This window comes from Aeromicrobium erythreum (assembly GCF_001509405.1).
GTDB lineage: Bacteria > Actinomycetota > Actinomycetes > Propionibacteriales > Nocardioidaceae > Aeromicrobium > Aeromicrobium erythreum.
On record NZ_CP011502.1, the window covers coordinates 1,055,326 to 1,069,113 of the forward strand.

General features: G+C 71.9%; 12 protein-coding genes. All 12 read left to right on the plus strand.

All coding sequences use genetic code 11. The annotated features are described in order from the left end of the window. Positions 1-46 precede the first annotated feature (46 nt). On the plus strand, positions 47-382 hold the full coding sequence (locus Aeryth_RS05015) for a DUF3499 domain-containing protein (RefSeq protein WP_067861366.1): 336 nt from the start codon (positions 47-49) through the stop codon (positions 380-382). After that, positions 383-1,744 (plus strand): phosphomannomutase/phosphoglucomutase, encoded by a 1,362-nt coding sequence (locus Aeryth_RS05020; protein WP_067855463.1) that lies wholly within the window; start codon positions 383-385, stop codon positions 1,742-1,744. It abuts the gene before it with no gap. Positions 1,745-1,764: 20 nt separating this feature from the next. After that, complete coding sequence (locus tag Aeryth_RS17300; RefSeq protein ID WP_083516268.1) at positions 1,765-1,935, plus strand: Trm112 family protein; 171 nt, start codon at positions 1,765-1,767, stop codon at positions 1,933-1,935. 42 nt (positions 1,936-1,977) lie between these two features. Next, positions 1,978-3,420, plus strand: coding sequence for an adenosylhomocysteinase (ahcY, locus tag Aeryth_RS05025; protein ID WP_193786277.1), 1,443 nt, complete (start codon positions 1,978-1,980; stop codon positions 3,418-3,420). A gap of 52 nt (positions 3,421-3,472) precedes the next feature. Further along, positions 3,473-4,192 (plus strand): MtrAB system response regulator MtrA, encoded by a 720-nt coding sequence (mtrA, locus tag Aeryth_RS05030; protein WP_067855469.1) that lies wholly within the window; start codon positions 3,473-3,475, stop codon positions 4,190-4,192. Positions 4,193-4,205: 13 nt separating this feature from the next. Then, entirely contained in the window at positions 4,206-5,750 is a 1,545-nt protein-coding gene (gene mtrB, locus Aeryth_RS05035) for an MtrAB system histidine kinase MtrB (protein ID WP_067855472.1), read from the plus strand. Next, positions 5,747-7,453: an LpqB family beta-propeller domain-containing protein gene (locus Aeryth_RS05040; RefSeq protein WP_067855475.1), complete on the plus strand. Its 1,707-nt coding sequence runs from the start codon at positions 5,747-5,749 to the stop codon at positions 7,451-7,453. The genes mtrB and Aeryth_RS05040 overlap by 4 nt, the downstream gene beginning before the upstream one ends. Positions 7,454-7,536: 83 nt before the next feature. After that, positions 7,537-8,199 (plus strand): ComF family protein, encoded by a 663-nt coding sequence (locus Aeryth_RS05045; protein ID WP_067855478.1) that lies wholly within the window; start codon positions 7,537-7,539, stop codon positions 8,197-8,199. Between the two features lie 100 nt (positions 8,200-8,299). Further along, complete coding sequence (gene hpf / locus Aeryth_RS05050) at positions 8,300-8,956, plus strand: ribosome hibernation-promoting factor, HPF/YfiA family (protein WP_067855481.1); 657 nt, start codon at positions 8,300-8,302, stop codon at positions 8,954-8,956. Between the two features lie 32 nt (positions 8,957-8,988). Beyond that, the gene (locus Aeryth_RS05055; RefSeq protein ID WP_236749822.1) at positions 8,989-9,654 is read left to right on the plus strand and encodes a response regulator; all 666 of its coding nucleotides are present in this window, start codon (positions 8,989-8,991) and stop codon (positions 9,652-9,654) included. 67 nt (positions 9,655-9,721) lie between these two features. Beyond that, the gene (locus Aeryth_RS05060) at positions 9,722-10,927 is read left to right on the plus strand and encodes a winged helix-turn-helix domain-containing protein (RefSeq protein WP_417864300.1); all 1,206 of its coding nucleotides are present in this window, start codon (positions 9,722-9,724) and stop codon (positions 10,925-10,927) included. An 88-nt stretch (positions 10,928-11,015) separates the two neighbouring features. Then, complete coding sequence (gene secA, locus Aeryth_RS05065; protein ID WP_067855489.1) at positions 11,016-13,733, plus strand: preprotein translocase subunit SecA; 2,718 nt, start codon at positions 11,016-11,018, stop codon at positions 13,731-13,733. Positions 13,734-13,788 lie beyond the last annotated feature (55 nt).

The window sequence follows — 13,788 nt, forward strand, 5'->3', positions numbered from 1 at the left end:
GGTGAGCCTAACCGCACCGCACCCCTCGGCGGGCTACGCTCGGCCCGTGGGTGCTGTTCGACGCTGCACGCGGTCCGCGTGCTCCCAGCCGGCCGTGGCGACGCTGACGTACGTCTACGCCGACCAGACGGCCGTGCTCGGCCCGCTGGCCACCGCGGCCGAGCCGCACACCTACGACCTCTGCGAGGAGCACAGCCGCCGGCTGTCCGCGCCGAACGGGTGGAGCGTGCTGCGGCTCGCGCCCGACCCGTCGACGGTGCGCCCGAGCCACGACGACCTCCTCGCCCTCGCCGACGCGGTGCGCGAGGTCGGACGTCGTCGTCCTCGCCCCGCAGCAGGACCTCCCGGACTCACGCTCGTCCCACCACCGAAGGAAGACTGAATGCACGCACGGCTGCGCCCTGTCGTCAAGGCCTACGACGTCCGCGGTCGGGTGCCCGACCAGCTCGACCCGGCGATCGCGCGGGCGCTCGGGGAGGCGTTCGCCGACGAGGTCGGCATCTCCGAGGGCCGTGGTCGGGCCGTCGTCGGCCGCGACATGCGCGCGTCGTCGCCGGAGGTCGCAGGAGCCGTCGCCGACGGCATCCGCGCGCGCGGCGGCGACGTCGTCGAGATCGGCCTCGCCTCCACCGACATGCTCTACTGCGCCTCCGGCGTGCTCGACGTGCCCGGCGTGATGGTCACGGCCAGCCACAACCCGGCCGCCGACAACGGGCTCAAGCTCTGCCGAGCCGGCGCGCGCCCGATCGGGCTGTCGTCCGGCCTGGCCGCCATGGCAGAGGCGGCCAGCCCGCTGCTCGACCGCGACCCCGCCGACGTGCCGGAGCCCACCGGCACCCTGGAGTCCCTGGAGTTCCTGCAGACCTACGCCGACACGCTGCTCGGCCTCGCGCCCGTCGAGGGACGTCGCCTGAAGGTCGTCGTCGACGCCGGCAACGGCATGGCCGGCCACACCGTGCCCGCCGTGCTCGGCCGCCTCGACCTCGAGGTGATCGGGCTCTACCTCGAGCTCGACGGCACCTTCCCGAACCACGAGGCCAACCCGCTCGACCACAGCACGCTGGTGGACCTGCAGGCCGCCGTGCGCGAGCACGGTGCCGACCTCGGGCTCGCCTTCGACGGCGACGCCGACCGCTGCTTCGTCGTCGACGAGCACGGCGACGTGGTGGCGCCGTCGACGATCACGGCGCTGGTGGCCGCCCGGCACCTGCTCCAGGAGCCCGGCGCGACGATCCTGCACAACGTCATCTGCTCGCGCGCCGTCCCCGAGATCGTCAGCGAGCGCGGCGGCGTGCCGGTGCGGACCCCCGTCGGGCACTCGCTCATCAAGGCCGAGATGGCCCGGACCGGCGCGGTCTTCGGCGGCGAGCACTCCGGACACTTCTACTTCCGCGAGTTCTACCTCGCCGACTCCGGCATGCTCGCCGCGCTGCACGTGCTCGCCGCGCTCGCGGAGACCGAGACCACCGTCAGCGCCCTCATGGAGGAGTACTCGCGCTACAGCGCCTCCGGCGAGATCAACAGCCGCGTCGACGACACCGACGCCGTCCTCGAACGGCTCTCGCGCCAGTACGCCGACCACCACCAGGACCGGCTCGACGGCCTGACCGTCACCACCGACGACTGGTGGTTCAACGTGCGGGCCTCCAACACCGAGCCCCTCCTGCGGCTGAACGTCGAGGGCGCCGACGACGCCACCATGGAGCGCGTGCGCGACGAGGTGCTGGCGGTCGTGCGAGCCTGACCGGCCGTAGACTGCGCAGCATGTTCCTCGACCCCGCGCTCCTGGAGATCCTCGTCTGCCCGCAGTGCCGGTCGTCGCTGTTCGTCGACCAGGACGCGTCCGAGCTCGTGTGCCAGGCCTGCCGGCTCGCCTACCCGGTGCGCGACGGCATCCCGGTGATGCTCGTCGAGGAGGCGCGCGCGTTGGCGTGACTCGGTCCCCGACCCCTCGTCGGGCCGGGTAGCATGGGGGCCATGGATTTCAACGTCGCTGACCTGTCGCTCGCCGAGTTCGGGCGCAAGGAGATCGAGCTCGCCGAGCACGAGATGCCCGGCCTCATGGCCATGCGCGAGCGTTTCGGCGCCGACCAGCCCCTGAAGGGCGCCCGCATCGCCGGTTCGCTGCACATGACGGTGCAGACGGCCGTGCTGATCGAGACGCTCGCGGCGCTCGGTGCCGACATCCGCTGGGCGACCTGCAACATCTTCTCCACCCAGGACCACGCCGCCGCGGCCGTCGTCGTCGGCCCGCACGGCACCCCCGAGGACCCGCAGGGCGTCCCGGTGTTCGCCTGGAAGGGCGAGACGCTCGCCGAGTACTGGGACGAGGCCGAGAAGGTCTTCGATTTTGCCGAGGGCGGCCCGAACATGCTCCTCGACGACGGTGGCGACATCACCATGCTGCTGCACCTGGGCGTCGAGTACGAGAAGGTCGGCGCCGTGCCGCCGCTGGACTCCACGGACAACGAGGAGTTCAAGGAGGTGCTGCGCGTGCTGGCCCGCTCGCTCGAGGCCGACCCGCAGCGCTGGACGAAGCGTGCCCCGATGATCAAGGGCGTCTCGGAGGAGACCACCACCGGCGTGCTGCGTCTGTACGAGCGCTTCAAGGAGAACACGCTGCTGTTCCCCGCGATCAACGTCAACGACTCCGTCACCAAGAGCAAGTTCGACAACAAGTACGGCTGCCGCCACTCCCTCGTCGACGGCCTGAACCGCGCCACCGACGTCATGATCGGCGGCAAGGTCGCCGTGGTCTGCGGCTACGGCGACGTCGGCAAGGGCTCGGCGGAGTCGCTGCGCGGCCAGGGTGCCCGTGTCATCATCACCGAGATCGACCCGATCTGCGCCCTGCAGGCCGCCATGGACGGCTACGAGGTCAAGCGCCTCGAGAGCGTCGTCGACTACGCCGACATCTTCATCACTACGACCGGCAACTTCGACATCATCCGCGTCGAGCACTTCGAGGCGATGAAGAACCAGGCGATCGTCGCCAACATCGGCCACTTCGACAACGAGATCAACATGGCCGGCCTGGCCAAGATCCCCGGCATCGTCAAGGACGAGATCAAGCCCCAGGTCCACCAGTGGATCTTCCCGGGCGAGGACGGCCAGCCGGGCAAGAAGATCATCGTGCTCTCCGAGGGCCGCCTCATGAACCTCGGCAACGCGACCGGTCACCCGTCGTTCGTCATGAGCAACTCCTTCACCAACCAGGTGCTGGCGCAGGTCGAGCTGTTCACGAAGGCCGACCAGTACGAGCTCGGCGTCCACGTGCTGCCGAAGCACCTCGACGAGGAGGTCGCCCGCCTGCACCTCGACGCCCTCGGCGTCGAGCTGACCGAGCTCAGCAAGGAGCAGGCCGCCTACCTCGGCGTCGACGTCGCCGGTCCGTACAAGTCGGACCACTACCGCTACTGAGCACGACCGGGCGGAGCACGATGGTCCGGCACCAGGTGAGGGGCGGGTCGCGATGAGCTACCGACGCAGCAAGCGCGACCGCGTCCTCGTCGTCGACGACGACGCCTCGCTCGCCGAGATGCTGACCATCGTGCTCCAGGCCGAGGGGCTCACCACCTCGGTCTGCCGCACGGGCGATGAGGTCATGGACGTGTTCACGTCCTTCAAGCCCGACGTCGTGCTGCTCGACCTCATGCTCCCCGGGCAGGACGGCATGAAGGTCTGCCGTCGCATCCGCGCGACGTCGGGGGTGCCGATCATCATGCTCACCGCGAAGTCGGACACCCTCGACGTGGTGCGCGGCCTGGAGGCCGGGGCCGACGACTACATCACGAAGCCCTTCAAGAACACCGAGCTCGTGGCGCGGGTGCGGGCCCGGTTGCGGCGCAACGACGCCGTCGGCGAGCCGCTCGTCTTCGGCGACATCGAGCTCGACCCCGGGGCGCACACGGTCAGCCGCGCGGGGCGGGCGCTCGACCTGACGCCGCTGGAGTTCGACCTGCTCGCCTGCCTGCTGTCCAACCCCGACCAGGTGTTCACGCGCGAGGTGCTGCTGCAGCGGGTCTGGGGCTACCACCACCCCGGCGACACCAAGCTCGTGAACGTGCACATGACCCGTCTGCGCTCCAAGATCGAGGACGACGCCGAGTCGCCGCAGGTGATCCGGACGGTGCGCGGCGTCGGCTACCAGGCCATCGCGCCCACGCCACTCGTCGACGAACCGGCCCCATGACGGGCCGGCCGGCGTGATCCGGCGGGTCACCGGGCTGTGGCGTCGTTCACTGCAGGCCCGGGTGGTCACGAGCACCGTGCTGCTCGTGGCCATCGTCGTCGGGCTCGTCGGCTGGGCGCTGCTGCAGCAGATCGCCGACGGGCTCACGAGCAGCCGCACGGCGAGCGCGGTCGCCGAGGCGCGCAGCGGGTTCGAGAAGGCGCAGGCCGAGCTCGACGTCGCGGTCGAGACCCAGCCGCAGGCCCAGGCCGCCACCCTGACCCAGCTCGTCGACGCGGTCACCGAGACCGACAGCGGCAGCCGGTCCTACGAGCTGGTGCTCGAGGGACCGCTCCGCTCGGGCAGCGGCGCGCCGCCGGTCCGCGCGTCCGGGCGGCTCGCGCCCGGCTCGCTGCCGCCGGACCTGCGCAGCCAGGTGATCGAGCGACCGGGGGTCTTCTGGCGCTACTCCGAGCTCTCGCTCATCGGGTCGGGCTCGCGTCCCGCCGTGGTCGTCGGCAGCCGGCTGCGGGCGCCCGGCACCGGCGACACCTACGCGCTCTTCTACCTCTTCCCGCTCACCGAGCAGCAGCAGACCCTCAGCCTGGTGCGCAACGCCCTCCTGGTCGGCGGGCTGGCGATGGTGGTCATGGTCGGCGGCGTGGCGTTCATCGTGTCGCGCCAGGTGCTGACGCCCGTGCGGCTGGCCCGCCGCATCGCCGAGCGCTACGCCGCCGGCAGCCTCGAGCAGCGCATGCACGTGAGCGGCGAGGACGACATCGCGCGGCTCTCCACGTCGTTCAACCAGATGGCGGCGAGCCTGCAGAGCCAGATCCGGCGCCTGGAGGACCTCTCGCGGCTGCAGCAGCGGTTCGTGTCCGACGTGTCCCACGAGCTCCGGACCCCGCTCACGACGGTGCAGATGGCCAGCGAGCTGCTCTTCGACGCGCGCGACCGGTTCGACCCGCAGAGCGCGCGCTCGGCCGAGCTGCTCAAGCGTGAGCTCGACCGCTTCGAGGAGCTGCTCACCCAGCTGCTCGACCTGAGCCGCTTCGACGCGGGAGCCGCGCGGCTCGACCTCGCCGACGTCGACCTGGCGCGCGTGGCGCGGGCGGCGGCGGCCGACCCGCTGCTGGAGCGCGCCGGCATCATCGGCCGCACGGTCGGGGCCGACCGTCCGGCGGTCGTGCAGGCCGACATCCGCCGCATCGACCGGGTGGTGCGCAACCTCCTCGCGAACGCGGTGAAGTACAGCGGCTCCGACGTGGTGGAGATCGAGGTGGCCCAGGACGGCTTCGCCGTGTCCATCGCGGTGCGCGACTTCGGCGTCGGTCTGCGCGGCGACGAGAACCTGCGGGTCTTCGACCGGTTCTGGCGCGCCGACCCGGCCCGCACCCAGGGTGGCACCGGGCTCGGGCTGGCGATCGCGCGCGAGGACGCGGTGCTGCACGGAGGCACGCTGCAGGCGTGGGGGCGCCCCGGGGAGGGCAGCGAGTTCGTGCTGACGCTGCCGCGCGTCGTCGACCCCGCCCGCCGCAGCACGGCGCCCGCCCCGGTCGTCCAGCGGGTGTTCGCGTGACGCGCGCCGTCCGCACCACCGTCGTCGTGGCGCTGCTCGCGGTCGTGTCCGCGTGCTCGGCGATCCCCACCGGCGGACCCGTGCGGCAGGTGCGCGAGAACGAGGGCTTCGAGCAGAGCACGGCGCTCTACGCGCCCGCGCCGCCGAGCCCGGGTGCCACGCCGCAGCAGGTCGTGGCGGGCTACCTCGACGCGATGCTGGCGTTCCCGCCCTCCACCGGTGTCGCCGAGCGGTACCTGACGGAGGACGCGGCGCGGCGCTGGAACCCCGCTGCCGGCACGCAGGTGTACCGCGACCCCTCGGTCGCGGAGCTGCGGACGGGCAGCACGTCGGCGCGGGTCCGGCTCACGACGCAGCGCGAGCTGCGGCTGAACCCGTCGGGGCGGGTCGCCGACGGGGCCGGCCCGGCGAGCTGGGACCTCGCCCTGCAGCGGGTCGACGGCGAGTGGCGGATCTCCGAGCCGCCGCCCGGCCTGCTGGTGACCGAGAAGTTCTACACCGACTACTACCGGGCCTTCCAGGTGTACTTCTTCGACCCGACGGGCTCGCGGCTCGTGGCGTCGGCCGTCCACCTCCCGGCGGGGGAGCAGCTGGCCACCGCCCTCGTCGCCTCCCTCGCCCGCGGACCCTCCGACCCCGGGGCGCAGCAGCGCACCTACCTGCCCGGGCTGGGCGACCTGCGCCCTGCGGTGCCGGTCGACCGCGACGGCGTGGCCGAGGTCGACCTCGGTGCCTCCGCCGCCGACCTCTCGCCCCTCGACCAGGGACGGCTGTCGGCCCAGCTGGTCTGGACGTTGCGCCAGGTGTCCGACGTCAAGGGCGTGCGGGTCGGCGCCGGCACGACCACCCTGACCCCGACCGGCGGTGCCGTGCAGTCGATGGGCTCGTGGTCGCGCTACGGCCCCCGCGAGCAGGGCGAGCCGTACGTCGTGGTCGACGGACGACGTCGCGAGGCGGCCGAGCTCGACGGCCGCCGTCTGCGTGACCTGCCTGCCGTCTGGGACGTCGACCCCGACGAGACCGCCGAGCTGGTGGTCGGACCGCAGCGACTCGCGACCCTCTCGCGCGACCGTGAGCGGCTGCTCGTGCGCCGCACGACGGGGACCGACCGCGTCGAGGTGGCCGTCGACCGGCTCGTCTCGGCCTGGTGGACCACCGGCGACACCCTCGTCGTCGTCGACCGCCCCGGCGGCGGTCCGCGGGTCCGGGTCGTCGAGCCGCAGGCCACGCGCATGCTCCCGCTCGGGGGCCTGGCGGGCCTTGACGTCACCTCCTTCGCGATCTCTCCCGACGGCGCCCGGTACGCGGTGACCACGGGCGGCGTCGACGGTCGTGTGCGGGTGGGTGCGGTCCGGCGCTCGGGCGACGACGCCCTGGTCGGGCTCGGGCCCAGCCGCGCCCTGCCCTGGCAGGTGGGGCGGCCGTCGTCGGTCGGGTTCGTCGACGGCGTGCGGCTCGCGTTCTTCGGCGACACCGAGCTGGGGCGCCAGGTCTTCGAGGGCCTCGTCGACGGCACGTCCCTCGAGGGAGGCGCCGCCGGCGGGGCGCCGATCCTGCCCGACGTCGCACCGCGGACGCTCGTCGTGGAGGGGGAGCGTCGCTGGGCGGTCGACCGGCGCGACCGGCTCTGGTACCTCGGCCCGGACTCGACCTGGACCCGGCTCGGCATCACCCGGGTCGCGTCGCTGTCCCCAGGCGGCTGAGCGGCACCGGCTCCACCACGGCCGCGTCCACAGGCACGTGACAGGGTCGGCGGACCGTGCGCCGAGCGGTCCACCCTGGCCGCATGGACTCCTGGCTCGCCGCGGCCGACCTCGCCCTCGGGGCCGCGTGCGCCGGGTGCGGGCGGGTCGCGCTCGACCTGTGTCCCCGGTGCCGCGCGGCGCTGCGGCCCGACCCGCGACGCGTCGTCGGCGCGCCGGTGCCCGTCGTGGCGGCGGGCGAGCACGACGGCGTGCTGCGCGAGGTCGTGCTCGCCTGGAAGCGACGGGGTCACACGCGGCTGACCCCCGTGCTCGGGGCGCTCCTCGCCGCGTCCGTGTGCGCGCTCGGCCCGGGCGACCGCGTCGTCCTCGTGCCCGTGCCGACCACCCGGCGCAGCCGTCGGCGGCGCGGGGGCGACCTCGTCGGCCAGGCGGCCCGGCACGCCGCGCAGGTGCTGGGCGACGTCGGCCTGCCTGCCGTGGTCGTGCCCGCCCTCGCCATCGAGCGGCAGCCGCGCGACCAGGTGGGGCTGGGCGCGCGCGACCGTCGGGCCAACCTCGACGGCGCGCTGCGTCGGTCGCGCCGCGCGGTGCCGGGGACCGACGACGTCGTGCTCGTCGACGACGTCGTCACCACCGGCGCGACGCTCGCCGAGGCGGTGCGGGTGCTCGCGGCCGCTGGCACCAGCGTCCTCGGCGCGGCCGTCGCCGCCGCGCGACCCGCCCCCACGACGGCTCGTTCCTGAAGGTCGTCGAGGAACTCCGTGTTCCTCTGGTGTCCGCGCGCCGGTCGGTCTAAGTTCGGTGGCATGTAAACATCGCACGACCGAGCGCAGGGAGGCCCCCATGGAAATCGTCGTCAACGGCCGCAACAGCGAGATCTCCGACCGGTTCCGCCAGCACGTCGAGGAGAAGCTGCACCGGGTCGAGAAGTACGACCAGCGCCAGAAGATCAACCGCGTCGAGGTCGAGGTCACCCACGAGAAGAACCCGCGGCAGCACGAGCAGGCCGCGCGCGTGGAGATGACCCTCCGGTCACGAGGCCCGGCGGTCCGGGCCGAGGCCAGCTCGACCGACCAGCACTCCGCGCTCGACGCGGCCATCGACAAGCTCGAGGCCCGGCTGCGTCGCGCCGCCGACCGCAAGCGCATCAGCCACGGCAAGCGCCGGCCCGTCTCCATCGCGGAGATGCCCGCCGAGGTGCCCTTGGGCCTGCTCGACGGGTCCGGCGACGACACCGACGTCGAGACGACCACGATCGCCGGCGTGCAGGTGCAGGGCGACTGCCCGCTCGTGGTGCGCGAGAAGACCCACCAGGGCGTCCCCATGACCCTCGAGCAGGCGCTCTACGAGATGGAGCTCGTCGGTCACGACTTCTACCTGTTCCTCGAGAAGGACTCGATGCGACCCAGCGTCGTGTACCTCCGCAAGGGCTACGACTACGGAGTCATCCACCTCGACGTCGACGAGTCCGGCGACCTGTCGGGCGACGTCGCCCCCTGACGGATGCCGCTCGTGCGTGGCATGATGCACGGGTGACTTCTCGGGCGCCCCGCATCCGCGTGCTGCTCGTCGACGACCAGGAGCTCTTCCGGCGCGGCGTGTCGATGGTCCTGGGCGCCGATGCCGACCTCGAGCTCGTCGAGGTCGGTGACGGCGACCAGGCCATCGCGGCCGTCGAGGAGACACCCGCCGACGTGGTGCTCCTCGACGTGCGGATGCCGGGGCGCTCCGGCGTCGAGGTCTGCAAGACCATCAAGTCGATCTCGCCGTCGACGGGCATCATCATGCTCACCGCGAGCGACGAGGAGTCCGACCTCTACGAGTCGATCCGCAGCGGTGCGTCCGGCTACCTGTTGAAGGACGGCTCGACCTACGACCAGGTCGCCGAGGCCGTGCGCCTCGTGGCGGCCGGCCAGTCGCTGATCAGCCCGAGCATGGCCACGAAGCTCCTCGACGAGTTCGTGCAGATGTCGCGCAGCCCGGCCCCGGCCACCGCGCAGCTGACCGCCCGCGAGCTGCAGGTCCTGCGGCTCGTCGCCAAGGGGCTCAGCAACCGCGAGATCGCCGAGGAGCTGTTCATCAGCGAGAACACGGTCAAGAACCACATCCGCAACATGCTCGAGAAGCTGCAGATGAAGTCGCGCATGGAGGCCGCCATGTACGCCGTGCGCAGCAACCTGCTCGACGACCCGGTCTGAGCGCGCCCCAGCCTCCTCGCGCGGGGCCGCGGCGCCGGTGTCGGTGCCGCCCGGCAGGATGCTCGACGTGACCGAACGTCTCACCACGCTGCAGGCCCGTCGGGTCGCGCTCGCTGCGCAGGGGTTCACCCGCGCCCGACCGACCACCGTCGGAAGGCCCCACCTGCGCAGCACGCTGCGCCGCCTCGGCTTCTTCCAGATCGACTCGGTCAACGTGCTCCAGCGGGCCCACCACCTGCCGCTGTACTCGCGGTGCGGACCCTACGACCTCGAGCTGTTCCACCGGGCGGCCGGCCGGTCGCCGCGGCTCATGTTCGAGTACTGGGCGCACGTGGCCACCTTCGTCGACGTCGACCTGTGGCCCGCCATGCAGCACCGGATGGCGTCCCGGCGCGGGCTGTGGGGCGGGCCCGACCGCATCGCCCGGGAGCAGCCGGAGCTCGTCGACGCCGTGCTGGCGCACGTCGCCGAGCACGGTCCGCTCACCGCGCGCCAGGTCGACGCGGCGCTCGGGGAGGAGCGCGAGCGCGACCGCTCGCACTGGGGCTGGAACTGGACGGCCACGAAGAACGCCCTCGAGTTCCTGTTCCACGGTGGACGCCTGACGTCGGCGCGCCGCACGGCGCAGTTCGAGCGCGAGTACGACCTCCCCGAACGGGTCATCCCCGCCGACGTCCTCGCGCGCCCCGCCCTCGACGAGGCCGAGGCGCACCGCGTGATGGTCGAGCACGCCGCCCGGGCGCACGGCGTCGCGACCCTCCCGTGCCTGCGCGACTACTTCCGCTCGGCTCCGGAGCCGACCCGGGCCGCCGTCGAGGACCTCGCCGACGCGGGTGTGCTGCTGCCCGTGCGCGTGCAGGGCTGGGACCGACCGGCGTGGCTGCACCACGAGGCCGCGCGCCCCCGCGCCGTGCGCGCCCGGACGCTCCTCAGCCCCTTCGACCCGCTCGTCTTCGAGCGCGAGCGCACCGAGCGCCTCTTCGGCTTCCGCTACCGCATCGAGATCTACGTCCCCGAGGCGCAGCGCGAGTACGGCTACTACGTGCTGCCGTTCCTGCTCGGCGACGCGATCGTCGCGCGGGTCGACCTCAAGGCGGACCGCGCCCGCGGCACGCTCGTCGTCCACGGGGCCTGGTCCGAGCCCGGCGCCCCGGCCGACACCGCGGTCGAGCTGGCCGAGGAGCTGCGGACCATGGCACGCTGGCTGGCGCTCGGCGCCATCGAGGTCGGCGAGCGGGGCGACCTCGCGGCGGACGTCCGCACGCTCGTGTAGCCCCCAGCGCGCCACCCGTGCCCGCGGTGCTGGTCCCGCGGCATACACTGCGAGAGGTCCGTCTCACCAACTCAGGAGTGCGTCCACCGTGCCCAAGGTCATCGACAAGATCCTCCGCGCCGGCGAAGGCAAGATCCTTCGTCAGCTCGCCGCGATCTCGAAGCAGGTCAACGCCCTCGAGGACGAGTTCCGCGCCATGAGCGAGGACGAGCTCCGCGGCATGACCGCCGAGTTCCGGGAGCGGCTCGACCAGGGCGAGACCCTCGACGACCTCATGCCCGAGGCGTTCGCGACGGTGCGCGAGGCGGCCAGCCGCGTGCTCGGCCAGCGGCACTTCGACGTGCAGGTCCAGGGCGGTGCCGCGCTGCACCTCGGGAACATCGCCGAGATGAAGACCGGTGAGGGCAAGACCCTCGTCGCGACCCTGCCCAGCTACCTCAACGCACTGTCGGGCAAGGGCGTCCACGTCATCACCGTCAACGACTACCTGGCGCGCTACCACGCGGAGTGGATGGGCCGCGTCTACACCTACCTCGGCCTCAGCGTCGGCATGATCCTGCCGAACATGACGCCGCCAGAGCGTCGCGACGCCTACGCGTGCGACATCACCTACGGCACGAACAACGAGTTCGGCTTCGACTACCTGCGCGACAACATGGCCGACGACATCGCGGCCTGCGTCCAGCGCGGCCACAACTTCGCCATCGTCGACGAGGTCGACTCCATCCTCATCGACGAGGCGCGCACGCCGCTCATCATCTCGGGCCCCACCGAGGACGAGGTCAAGTGGTACGGCGAGTTCGCGCGGATCGTCGGCGCGATGAGCATCGACACCCACTACGAGGTCGACGAGAAGAAGCGCACCGTCTCCGTCACCGAGGAGGGCATCGACAAGGTCGAGGACCAGCTCGGCATCGACAACCTCTACGACGCGGTCAACACCCCGCTGATCAGCTTCCTCAACAACGCCATCAAGGCCAAGGAGCTGTTCAAGCGCGACAAGGACTACGTCGTCATCGACGGCAACGTGATCATCGTCGACGAGCACACCGGACGCATCCTCGACGGACGTCGCTACAACGAGGGCCTGCACCAGGCGATCGAGGCCAAGGAGGGCGTGCGCATCCGCGAGGAGTACCAGACGCTCGCCACCATCACGCTGCAGAACTACTTCCGCCTCTACGACAAGCTCGGCGGCATGACCGGTACGGCCATGACCGAGGCGAGCGAGTTCGACAAGACCTACAAGCTCGGCGTCGTCCCGATCCCGACCAACAAGCCGGTCTCGCGCATCGACCAGCCCGACCTCGTCTACCGCACGGAGGCCGCCAAGTTCGACGCCGTCGTCGCCGACATCGAGGAGCGCCACGCCACGGGCCAGCCGATCCTCGTCGGCACCACGAGCGTCGAGAAGAGCGAGCGGCTGTCCAAGCTGCTGAAGAAGCGCGGCATCCCGCACGAGGTGCTCAACGCCAAGCAGCACGAGCGCGAGGCCGCGATCGTCGCCGTCGCCGGTCACCGCGGCGCCGTCACCGTCGCCACCAACATGGCCGGTCGAGGCACCGACATCATGCTCGGCGGCAGCGTCGAGTTCCTGGCCGACGCCGAGCTGCGCAAGCAGGGTCTCGACCCGCTCGAGAACGCCGAGGAGTACTCGGCGGCCTGGCCGGCGACGCTGGAGCGCATCGAGGCGCAGGTCGCCGAGGAGAAGGAGGCGGTGCAGGCAGCCGGCGGCCTCGCCGTCATCGGCACCGAGCGCCACGAGTCGCGCCGCATCGACAACCAGCTGCGTGGTCGGTCCGGCCGTCAGGGTGACCCGGGCGAGACCCGCTTCTACCTGTCGCTCGAGGACGACCTCATGCGCCTGTTCAAGGCCGACTGGGTCAACTGGGTCCTGCAGACGATGAAGATCCCCGACGACGTCCCGATCGAGAACAAGCGCGTCACGAACGCGATCGCGTCGGCCCAGACGCAGGTCGAGGCGCAGAACTTCGAGACCCGCAAGAACATCCTCAAGTACGACGACGTGATGAGCCGCCAGCGCGAGGTCATCTACGGCGAGCGGCGCAAGGTGCTCGAGGGCGCCGACCTGGAGGACCAGGTGCGCACGATGATCACCGACACCGTCACGGGCTACGTGAACGGTGCCACCGAGGGCTTCCCCGAGCAGTGGGACCTCGAGCAGCTGTGGACCGCGCTGCGCACGCTCTACCCGGTGTCGTTGACGATCGAGGAGGTCGAGGACGAGGCGGGCGGCCGTGAGGCGCTCTCGCGCGAGTCGCTCGTCGAGACGATCACCGCCGACGCGCTGACGGCGTACGACCGTCGCGAGGAGGAGCTCGGCGCCCCGGTCACCCGCGAGCTGGAGCGTCGTGTGGTGCTCAGCGTCCTCGACCGCAAGTGGCGTGAGCACCTCTACGAGATGGACTACCTGCGCGAGGGCATCGGCCTGCGCGCCTACTCCCAGCGCGACCCGCTCGTGGAGTACCAGCGCGAGGGCTACGAGCTGTTCAGCGCCATGATGGACGGCATCGCCGAGGAGTCCGTCGGCTTCCTGTTCAACCTCGACGTCCAGGTCGAGGAGACCCCGGCCGACGACGAGGAGCACCCGCACCTGCAGGCCAAGGGCCTGGAGCCGAAGGGCGAGCAGAAGCTGTCCTACTCCGCCCCGTCGGAGGACGGCGACGTCGAGGTGCACAGCGACACCGAGGAGCCGGCCGGCGACAAGCAGCGCCAGGCCAACCAGAAGTCGAAGGCACGGCAGAAGTCGAAGGCGGCGCGCCAGTCGCGCAAGCGCAACCGCTGACCGGCCTCGCCGACGTGGAAGGGCCCGCACCGTCTCGACGGTGCGGGCCCTTCGT

Excerpts from the sequence above, each read along its gene's own strand:
- Aeryth_RS05020 (WP_067855463.1), top strand. The coding sequence starts at position 383 with ATGCACGCACGGCTGCGCCCTGTCGTCAAGGCCTACGACGTCCGCGGT.
- mtrA (WP_067855469.1), top strand. The coding sequence starts at position 3,473 with ATGAGCTACCGACGCAGCAAGCGCGACCGCGTCCTCGTCGTCGACGAC.
- hpf (WP_067855481.1), top strand. The coding sequence starts at position 8,300 with ATGGAAATCGTCGTCAACGGCCGCAACAGCGAGATCTCCGACCGGTTC.
- Aeryth_RS17300 (WP_083516268.1), top strand. The coding sequence starts at position 1,765 with ATGTTCCTCGACCCCGCGCTCCTGGAGATCCTCGTCTGCCCGCAGTGC.
- ahcY (WP_193786277.1), top strand. The coding sequence starts at position 1,978 with ATGGATTTCAACGTCGCTGACCTGTCGCTCGCCGAGTTCGGGCGCAAG.
- Aeryth_RS05045 (WP_067855478.1), top strand. The coding sequence starts at position 7,537 with ATGGACTCCTGGCTCGCCGCGGCCGACCTCGCCCTCGGGGCCGCGTGC.